Annotated in this window: 7 protein-coding genes; 5 read left to right on the top strand and 2 right to left on the bottom strand. The window is 35.7% G+C overall.

Annotated elements, in window-relative coordinates; genetic code table 11:
* Positions 1–116 precede the first annotated feature (116 nt).
* The 3 genes from H6G44_RS09925 (at position 117) to H6G44_RS09915 (ending at position 4,323) form a co-directional block, all read left to right on the top strand.
* Positions 117–872: a YebC/PmpR family DNA-binding transcriptional regulator gene (locus H6G44_RS09925; RefSeq protein ID WP_190386397.1), complete on the top strand. Its 756-nt coding sequence runs from the start codon at positions 117–119 to the stop codon at positions 870–872.
* A 217-nt stretch (positions 873–1,089) separates the two neighbouring features.
* On the top strand, positions 1,090–2,967 hold the full coding sequence (uvrC, locus tag H6G44_RS09920) for an excinuclease ABC subunit UvrC (RefSeq protein ID WP_190386396.1): 1,878 nt from the start codon (positions 1,090–1,092) through the stop codon (positions 2,965–2,967).
* 135 nt (positions 2,968–3,102) lie between these two features.
* Positions 3,103–4,323 carry a glycosyltransferase gene (locus H6G44_RS09915; protein WP_190386395.1) on the top strand — a complete coding sequence of 407 codons (1,221 nt, stop codon included), beginning with the start codon at positions 3,103–3,105 and terminating at the stop codon, positions 4,321–4,323.
* 94 nt (positions 4,324–4,417) lie between these two features.
* On the opposite strand, the gene H6G44_RS09910 is transcribed toward H6G44_RS09915, so the two are convergent.
* Positions 4,418–5,584, bottom strand: coding sequence for a pyridoxal phosphate-dependent aminotransferase (locus H6G44_RS09910; protein ID WP_190386394.1), 1,167 nt, complete (start codon positions 5,582–5,584; stop codon positions 4,418–4,420).
* Positions 5,585–5,782: 198 nt separating this feature from the next.
* Entirely contained in the window at positions 5,783–7,315 is a 1,533-nt protein-coding gene (locus H6G44_RS09905) for a GMC oxidoreductase (RefSeq protein ID WP_190386393.1), read from the bottom strand.
* Between the two features lie 216 nt (positions 7,316–7,531).
* Between H6G44_RS09905 and H6G44_RS09900 the strand changes: the two genes are divergently transcribed.
* Positions 7,532–8,875, top strand: a complete 1,344-nt coding sequence (locus H6G44_RS09900) for a histidine phosphatase family protein (protein ID WP_190386392.1) — start codon at positions 7,532–7,534, stop codon at positions 8,873–8,875.
* 238 nt (positions 8,876–9,113) lie between these two features.
* Positions 9,114–9,986 carry a DUF5895 domain-containing protein gene (locus H6G44_RS09895; protein ID WP_190386391.1) on the top strand — a complete coding sequence of 291 codons (873 nt, stop codon included), beginning with the start codon at positions 9,114–9,116 and terminating at the stop codon, positions 9,984–9,986.
* The last annotated feature ends 40 nt before the right edge of the window (positions 9,987–10,026 follow it).

Here is a 10,026-nt window from a genome sequence, read left to right as displayed (position 1 = left end):
GGTTAATGCTATTACTGATGAAAATGCTCTCAATTGGTTTAATCATTGTGGATTGTTTTTTGACCCTATTTAGATAGCTATTCTTGTACTGGACTTGATATCAAACTGCTGTAATTATGTCAGGACATAGTAAATGGGCGAATATTAAACGTCAAAAAGCCGTAGTAGATGCAAAAAGGGGAAGTATATTTACTCAACTATCACGAGCAATAATTGTTGCTGCGAGAAATGGTATACCTGATCCAGCGGGTAATTTTCAACTGCGAACAGCCATTGATAAAGCTAAAGCAGCAGGGATTCCTAATGATAATATTGATAGAGCGATCGCTAAAGGTGCAGGTACTTTCAGCGATAATAGTGTCCTGGAAGAAATTCGCTATGAAGGTTATGGTCCTGGAGGTGTGGCCATTTTAATTGAAGCGCTCACAGACAATCGTAATCGCACCGCTGCTGATTTGCGAGTATCTTTTAGTAAAAATGGCGGAAATTTGGGAGAAACGGGTTGTGTGAGTTGGATGTTTTCGCAAAAGGGAGTTTGTGTAGTTGAGGGTGTGATTGATGAAGAACAGCTTTTAGAAGCTTCCTTAGTGGGAAATGCTGAGTCTTATGAAATGATTACCCAGGAAAGTGTCCAAGTATTTACAGAAATAGGTAATTTAGAGAAACTCAGTCAAACATTGAAAATACAAGGTTTTAAAGTCACAGATATAGGATTGCGTTGGATTCCTGGTAATCAAGTCGAAGTCACAGATTCAGATCAAGCTAAATCACTGCTCAAATTAATTGATACCTTAGAAGGGCTAGATGATGTTCAAAATGTGACAGCTAATTTTGATATGGCTGATGGTTTAATGGAATTAAGCATGATTTAGTGAACTATTAATTTTCATAAAAAAGGCTTGGTTATTTTCCAAGCCCACATATACCAAGTGTTTACCATAGTTGGTTAATTTAGATGAATTAATTTTCAGATTCATCTATCTATATAGATAGATAGCATATTATCAACACTTCTTAAAGAAGTCGGAAAATGGATTTTATGATTTAAAATGGATAGGGGTAAATGATAAAGTTATCTAAAATATATCTGTGACCATATCTGAGCAAATATTACCACTGTATAAAAACCCAGAACGTTTAGAAAACCGTTTAGGAGAAATTCCCCCAGAACCGGGAGTTTATTTGTTGCGAGATGGCAGCGATCGCTTAATATATATAGGTAAATCTCGGAAATTGCGTTCTCGTGTCCGTTCCTATTTCCGCGACTCGACCAACAAGACGGAACGCATTAACACAATGGTCAAATTAGTGACAGAAATCGAGTTTATTGTCACTGATACAGAAGCAGAAGCATTAGCGCTAGAAGCAAATTTAATTAAGCAACATCAGCCATATTTTAATGTTTTACTCAAAGATGATAAAAAATATCCCTATCTCTGCATTACTTGGTCAGAGGAATATCCGCGTATTTTTATTACTCGTAAACGTCAGTTAGGAAAAGCCAAAGATAAATATTACGGTCCTTATACAGATTCTAGTATATTACGAGAAATTGTCCATTTATGTCAACGAATTTTTCCCCTGCGACAAAGACCACAACCTTTATTTAAAGACCGACCCTGTTTAAATTATGATATTGGTCGCTGTCCTGGTGTTTGTCAAAAATTAGTTTCTACAGTTGAATATGGGAAAATTGTCCAAAAAGTAGCCATGGTTTTTCAGGGAAGAACTCAAGAACTAATTGATATTTTAACAGCACAAATGGAAACTGCTGCGGAAGAATTAAATTTTGAAAATGCAGCAAAAATTCGTGATCAAATTGTGGCTTTAAAATCCCTAAATGCAGCCCAAAAAGTATCCTTACCTGATGATAAAGTATCACGAGATGCGATCGCTTTAGCTGCTGATGACCAACACGCCTACATTCAATTATTCCAAATTCGGACTGGTCAATTAGTGGGAAGGTTGGCTTTTGTTGCTGACTATCACCCTGAACCGGGAGCAATTTTACAAAGAGTTTTAGAAGAACATTATCAAACTGCGGAAAATGTGGAAATTCCCAGCGAAATTTTAGTACAATATGATTTACCAGATAGTGAAATTTTGGCCGATATTTTGACAGAACGCAAAGGTAGAAAGGTGACAATTTTAAATCCTTTGCGCCAAAGTAAGGCAGAATTAATAGAAATGGTGGAAAAAAATGCCCAATATGAATTACAGAGAATGCAAAAATTGGGAGATAGTAATTTGCAAGCAACCCAAGATTTAGCTGCTATTCTCGATTTACCAGATTTACCAAAACGTATTGAAGGTTATGATATTTCTCACATTCAAGGTACTAATGCAGTAGGTTCACAAGTAGTTTTTATTGATGGTTTACCAGCAAAACAACATTATCGACATTATAAAATTAAAAATCCTGATATTACAATTGGCCATTCCGATGATTTTGCTAGTTTAGCAGAAGTTATTAATAGAAGATTTCGTAAATATATAGAAGATCCCAAATTAGCACGATTAGGTAATTCTGATTGGCCTGATTTAATTATGATTGATGGTGGTAAAGGTCAATTATCTGCGGTTGTGGGTATTTTAGAAAAAATGAATTTACTAGCAGATTTACGGGTTGTTAGTTTAGCTAAAAAACGAGAAGAAATCTTCTTACCCAACTCATCAAAACCTTTAGAAACTGATCCAGAACAACCAGGAGTACAATTATTAAGAAGATTGCGAGATGAAGCCCATAGATTTGCTGTTAGTTTTCATCGTCAACAAAGAAGTGATAAACTGAAGAGATCACATTTAGATGAAATTCCCGGTTTAGGACAAAATCGCCAAAAGTTGTTATTAGCACATTTTCGTTCTCTTGATTATATTCGTCAAGCTACACCTAAACAATTAACAGAAGTTCCCGGAATTGGTTCACGGTTAGCGCAAGAGATTTATAACTATTTTCATCCTACTTAAATATATTTTTTAAGAAATAGGAATCACTCCAGACACAGAGAACACAGGGAGAAGAAAAATTTTTAACTGAATTGTATTGAATTGTGAATCATCTTGTACTATTAATTAATTTTGTAAATACCATAGTGCTACCAAATGAAAATTAGTCTTTGTATGATTGTCAAAAATGAAGAAACCACCTTACCAAAATGCTTAGGAAGTGTTAAGAATTTCGTTGATGAAATCGTAGTTCTTGATACTGGTTCAACAGATAAAACTCCCGAAATTGCTCGACAATTTGGGGCTAAAGTTAATTATTTTACTTGGAATAATAACTTTAGTACGGCTCGAAATCAAGCTTTAAAATATGTTACAGGTGATTGGATTTTAGTTTTAGATGCTGATGAAACTTTAACACCAGAAATTATTCCTTTACTTAAATCAGTTATTAACAAAGAAGAATATCTTGTAATTAATTTAGTTCGTCAAGAAGTCGGTTCAACACAATCACCTTATTCTCTAGTTTCTCGATTATTTCGTAATCATCCAGATATTTATTTTGATCGTCCTTATCATGCTTTAATTGATGATAGTGTGACGACAATTTTAACTAAAGAAACAAATTGGCAAATTGGTTATTTACCAGGAGTAGCAATTCTCCATACTGGTTATCAAAAAAATGTAATTAATGAGCAAAATAAATATAGTAAAGCCGCAGCAGCAATGGAAGAGTTTTTTGTAACTCATCCCCATGATGCTTATGTATGTAGTAAATTAGGGGCTTTATATGTACAAATGGGCAAAATTGACGCGGGTATGGAGTTATTAAATAGAGGACTAAATCAAATAACTGGTAATCATATTAATGAAGATATAAATTATGATATTTTATATGAATTGCATTATCATTTAGGAATTGCTCATACAAATTTACAAAATTTACCTTCAGCGATTACCAATTATCAATCTGCGGTGAAACTACCTATTTATCCTCTATTAAAATTAGGAGGATATAATAATTTAGGGAATTTATTAAAAATTACGGGAGATTTACCAGGAGCAAAAATTGCTTATGAAACAGCTATCAAAATTGATCCTAATTTCGTAATTGGCTATTATAATTTAGGAATGGTATGTAAAGCAATGGGGTTATTTACTGAGGCCATTGATTGCTATAATCATGCTATTAATTTAAATCCTGATTATGCAGAAGCTTATCAAAATTTAGGGGTTGTGCTGTTAAAAATTGGTGATGTATCAGGTAGTTTAGAAGCTTTTGAATATGCTATTTCTCTCCATGAATTGTATAACCCCCAGGAAGCGCAAAGATTACGTCAAGGTTTACAAGAAATGGGAATAATTCCTAATTTACAATAGTTTTTACTTCCCATGATATTAAGTATAGAAACAGAAACTTCATTACAGTTATATTAGGGGTTGAGCAGTGCTAAACCCCTAGACTTGATAACATCTAAATTCGAGAAAGCACGAATTTCTCTAATCTATCCATTCCCTTTTCAATAGTCTCCATATCCGTAGCATAGGAAAGACGAATGTTTTTATCAGTACCAAAAGCTACACCGGGAATAACCGCAACTTGATGTTCTGCTAATAAAGCATCACAAAAGTCGAGGGATTTTAAACCAGTTTTGCTGATATCAGGGAAAAGATAAAAAGCCCCGTCTGGTTTAGAGGTACTCAAACCAGGAATAGCATTGAGTCTGTCTAACATTACCTGACGACGTTTAGCGAAAGCTTGACGCATTTCCTCAACGCAATCTTGAGAACCTTCCAAAGCAGCGATCGCTCCATATTGAGCAAAAGTACACACATTTGATGTACTATGTCCTTGGATGGTGCTGGCCGCTTTGATAATGTCCACAGGACCGGCCAAATAACCCAAGCGCCAACCCGTCATTGAGTAACCCTTAGCGAAACCGTTACTAATTAAAGTCCGCTGAAAAATTTCCTCACCTAAAGAACCAATGCTGATATGTTCTGCACCATCATAGAGAATCTTCTCATAGATCTCGTCAGAAACAACATAGATATCTGCATCAACTACTACCTGGGACAAAGCCTTAATTTCCCCTGGTGTGTATACCATCCCAGTGGGGTTAGAAGGGGAGTTAAGGACAAATAACTTAGTTTTTGGGGTAATAGCTTTTTTCAGTTGTTCTGGGGTAATTTTGTAGCCAGTCGAAGCATCTGTTTCCACAATTACAGATTTACCACCAACTAACGTCACCATTTCGGGATAACTCAACCAATAGGGGGAGGGAATAATTACCTCATCACCGGGGTCAATCAATGCCACAATCAAATTGTAGAGAGAATGCTTACCACCATTAGTGACAAGGACATTCTCCGACTGATAATTAAGACCATTATCATTTTTTAGCTTGTGAGCGATCGCTTCCCTTAACCTTGGTTCACCAGCACCTGGACCATACTTAGTTTTACCTTCATCCAAAGCTTTAATAGCTGCGGCTTTAATGTGGGCTGGGGTATCAAAATCTGGTTCTCCAGCACTAAAACTACAAACATCTATACCCTCGGCTTTCATGGCCTTAGCTTTAGCTGAGATGGCTAAGGTGATAGAGGGTGTTACCTGACTTACTCTTGCTGCCAGCTTCATTCTACTTTAATTTGGCGAATATCCTATCTATCTAAGGATATCCTAGAATCCTCTGGGATATTTACCTTTTCTGAGAGGATATGTAAAAAGTTTTTTACCAATATAATTGGCTGGGACAAAAACTAAGTTTATCCCCGTTTACTCATCAAAAATCAAGGTTTTTACCAGATTTTTATGTAATTAATTTTGTCTAATTACTTATATTCTTGTTAATAAATGCTCTCGGACCCGCAAAGCATTAGCAATAATAGTTAATGATGGATTTAAAGCAGCACTAGAAGGAAAAAAGCTACTATCAACAACATAAAGATTATCAACATCATGAGTACGACAATTGATATCTAGTACAGAAGTATGAGGATCTTCACCAAAACGACAAGTACCACATTGATGAGTAACTTCTCTCAAAGTCATTTTTTGAGGAATATGTAAAGTTTCAGTTGATTTAAAGACAGAAATTGATTTTAAAACCTCAATCCAATCCTTAATTAATTTATTAAAAGCAGTTTGATTATTATGAGTATATTCCAAAAAAACTTTCCCATTTCTGATCAAAACCCGATTATTAAAACTTGGTAAATCTTCCGTTATTAGCAACCAAGATAGAGAATGATTAGCTATAAACTCAGCCATCAAATTAGGCATTAAAGATGGACCGTAGGCAAGTATTTTATCCTTATTCGCACCACCAAGTAATTGCACACTACCCATAGGATAAGGAAAATCTTTATTTCCCCAATAAAAATCAGTAATAGCCAAAGTTTTCGGAAAAACCGTCTTATTTAACTGAGTATTTAAAGTCATAACCACAGCAAAATTATGTGCCATATAATTTCGTCCTACAAGATTAGAACTATTAGCTAATCCATTGGGGTGAAGATCATTAGCAGATCTTAGCAACAATAATGCCGAATTAACTGCACCACAAGCCAATATCACAATATTTCCTGAGAATATCTGACGTTGATTATTTATTTCTGCTTCCACTCCAGTTACCACTCGACCGGAGGGATTAGTATGTAAACGGATAACTTTTGCTTGAGTTATTAATGTAATATTTTTATATGCCATTGCTGGACGAATACAGTTAATATCTGAATCAGCTTTAGCATCAATTAAACAGGGAAAACCATCGCAAGTATCACAACGAATACAGGCACTTAAACTACGATTAACTTCATTAATTTTAATAGCAAGTGGTTGATAAAAAGGATGAAAACCTTGATCTTTTAAAGAATTATTAACTTGTTGAATATCAGGTTCATGACTAAATTCTGGAAAAGGATATTCTTGATTAATCTGTGGTTCAGTAGGGTCAATACCTCGCTTACCATGTACATTATAAAGTTTTTCTGCTTCGTCATAGTAGGGAGCAAAATCTTGATATTTTAATGGCCATTCTGGAGAAATACCATCTTCATGAATTACCTTTTCAAAATCTCGTTCACGAAATCTAAACAGCGTCCCACCATAAAATTTAGTATTACCACCTACATAATAATGTGTTAGTGGTTTGATAGCTTTATCATGTTTATCATACCATATTTCACTAGTGCGATAGCGTTCTTTTTGAGAAACTTCCTTAGTATCCCAATTAGCTTTTTCTTTAGGTAAAAAATTACCCTGTTCTAAAACTAAAATTTTCTGACCACTGGTAGCTAATTTGTAGGCTAAAGTTCCACCTCCAGCACCAGTACCAATAATAATAAAATCGTAATGATTGACAGTCATAATTTACTATTTTGTCCTAGAACCGGAGATAAATACAGCTATTCTAATTTCACCTATTAAGCTAGTTAAAATAGATGAATAATGTGATTTTAATCATTAATTTAGCCTATTTTAATTATTAATTCTGTATTTTAACTCTCATCAGCCCAGAACAGGATAGCAAGGAGAGTACATTTTGCAGTAGAATTAGGGCTTTCAATAGAGGAAAACAAACAAATGACCCGTGTAATCATCGTGCGTCATGGTCAAAGTACCTACAATATAGAAAAACGTATCCAAGGGCGCACTGATGCCTCATCATTAACCGAAAAAGGACAAAATGATGCCAATCAAGCAGGTAAAGCCCTCAGTAGTATTTCCTTTCAAGCTATTTATAGCAGTCCCCTCCAGCGAGCAAAATCAACGGCCGAAATTATTCGCAGTCAATTAGCAGCACAAGCTCCTGTGATTCAAATTGATGAACAATTGGTAGAAATTGATTTACCTCTCTGGGTAGGAATGACTACAAGTGAAGTCCAAGAAAAGTTAACAGAAGATTACCGCACCTGGAAAGAACGTCCCCACGAATTTCCCATGGTTTTACAGGAAGATTCCGGGACTAGAGAACATTTCCCAGTTCTAGCTTTATACACCCAAGCCAAACAGTTTTGGCAAGAGATTCTCCCCCAACACCAAGGAGAAACTATTCTGATTGTTGGTCATAATGGGATTAACCGCGCCTTAATTAGCACAGCCTTGGGAATTTCCCCCAGTCGCTACCATTGTTTACAACAATCTAACTGCGGAATTAGTATCTTGAATTTTGCCGGTGGTTTGGGTGAACCAGTACAATTAGAATCCATGAATCAAACGCAACATTTGGGTGAAACTTTCCCTTCCTTGCGTCCTGGTCATCAAGGGGTAAGATTATTATTAGTGCGTCATGGAGAAACTGAATGGAATCGTCAAGGTAAGTTTCAAGGACAAATTGATATTCCCCTCAATGATAATGGCAGAAACCAAGCCGGAAAAGCCGCAGAATTTCTCAAAGACGTAAATATTGATTTTGCTGTTAGCAGTACCATGTCCCGTCCCAAGGAAACAGCGGAAATTATCTTAAAATATCATACTAGTTTAAAATTAGAACTATTTGCTGGTTTAAGGGAAATTAGTCATGGACTATGGGAAGGTAAATTTGAATCAGAAATTGAGCAAGAATTTCCTGGAGAATTAGAAAGTTGGCGGACAATACCAGCCCATGTACAAATGCCAGAAGGAGAAAATTTAGAACAAGTAAGAGAACGCAGTGTTACTGATTGGAATGCTATTGTTAAAAATGCCCAAATACAGCAATTAAAACTAGGATTAGTAGTAGCCCATGATGCCACTAATAAAACCTTATTATGTCATATTCTTGGTTTATCTAACGAGAATTTTTGGAACTTCCGTCAAGGTAATGGCGCTGTCAGCGTCATTGATTATCCCCAGGGAATAGAAGGTTATCCAGTCCTGCAAGCAATGAATATTACTGGTCATTTAAGTAATAGTATTCTTGATAAAACTGCCGCTGGAGCATTGTAGTTGAGATAAGTTGTTAGGGTAATTGATGAATTGCCCTAATATCAAATAGAGTAGGAGATTAAGAATAATTGAACGCAGATAAACGCAGATAAACGCAGATAAGAAGGGATGAATTAATGGATTTAAACGGAAATTGTTACAATCTAATTCACAAAGTGCCTGATACCGGAGATAGATGGTACAAAATATGGTACAAACGATAGACTTATTAAATTAAACACACTGATATTCTAAAATCATGAAAGCATCTGCTAAGTTCGACTTTGAAGACGAAAAATTTAACGCCCCACCGTCCCAAGTAGTCCCTTGGTGTCAAATGATTAATCCCCGCTATGGTGAGGACGGTTTACAAGGCTATGGTTTAGCGGTTAAAATGGACAATGCTCAAGCTATTGGTTTCAAACCCGATCATAATTGGCAAGAGATACAGCACACCTTTAGTTCTGGAGAAGTAAATACGGTATTTCTGACGACTACTCCCAGATTGGTTATAGTCCGTCGTGGTCCATTATCGGTCCAAGACAGAGAAACCAAGATTAGACTAGGTACGTACAAAGATTATAAAGATGACTTTTTGGCTGATAAACTGAAATTTAAAACCTTTACCCGCCATATAATTTTTTTAGTCGGTGAAGATAAAAAGTTTTTGCACCAATCACCATTACAATTAACTCTGAGTGGTTCAGCGGGCGCTAGTTTTGGTAAAAATTACGCTGAATATCAACAAGGACGAATTACAGGCGGTTTTGCAGGAGAATTAGAAAAAGCTTATGCCGGTTTTCAAAAGCAACCAGTAATTCCTAAAGGACCATTATTTCATGCCCATGGAATTTATTGCCCGATAATTGAAGCTGAAGAAAGGGGTGTAGAACCCAATATTGCTTTAGTAGCCTCAACTGTAGATTATAAACATCCTACAGTTTCAAATTTAACAGATTATATGATTGCCTCAGACTCCCCTGAGTCAGAAATAATTTGTAAGGCCTTTGAAGAATACAAAGAATTTGGAAAAGAAGTAATTAAACCAGACACTTCAAAAGGAGAAATAGCTGGTGTTAGCAGTTCCTATGTTTATGCTGATGATGATGAATTTGATTATCCACCATATTAAGCAAAAATAAAACTCTTAAAACTCTTGTGGTGTGGGCATC

This window comes from Aphanizomenon flos-aquae FACHB-1287 (assembly GCF_014698755.1).
Taxonomy (GTDB): Bacteria; Cyanobacteriota; Cyanobacteriia; order Cyanobacteriales; family Nostocaceae; genus Dolichospermum; species Dolichospermum flosaquae.
The sequence above is the reverse complement of the archived record's forward strand: the minus strand, read 5'-3'. Positions and strand labels throughout refer to the sequence as shown.

Coding starts and splice junctions, on each gene's coding strand:
- H6G44_RS09925 (WP_190386397.1), top strand. CDS start 117: ATGTCAGGACATAGTAAATGGGCGAATATTAAACGTCAAAAAGCCGTA.
- H6G44_RS09915 (WP_190386395.1), top strand. CDS start 3,103: ATGAAAATTAGTCTTTGTATGATTGTCAAAAATGAAGAAACCACCTTA.
- H6G44_RS09910 (WP_190386394.1), bottom strand. CDS start 5,584: ATGAAGCTGGCAGCAAGAGTAAGTCAGGTAACACCCTCTATCACCTTA.
- H6G44_RS09905 (WP_190386393.1), bottom strand. CDS start 7,315: ATGACTGTCAATCATTACGATTTTATTATTATTGGTACTGGTGCTGGA.
- H6G44_RS09900 (WP_190386392.1), top strand. CDS start 7,532: ATGACCCGTGTAATCATCGTGCGTCATGGTCAAAGTACCTACAATATA.
- H6G44_RS09895 (WP_190386391.1), top strand. CDS start 9,114: ATGAAAGCATCTGCTAAGTTCGACTTTGAAGACGAAAAATTTAACGCC.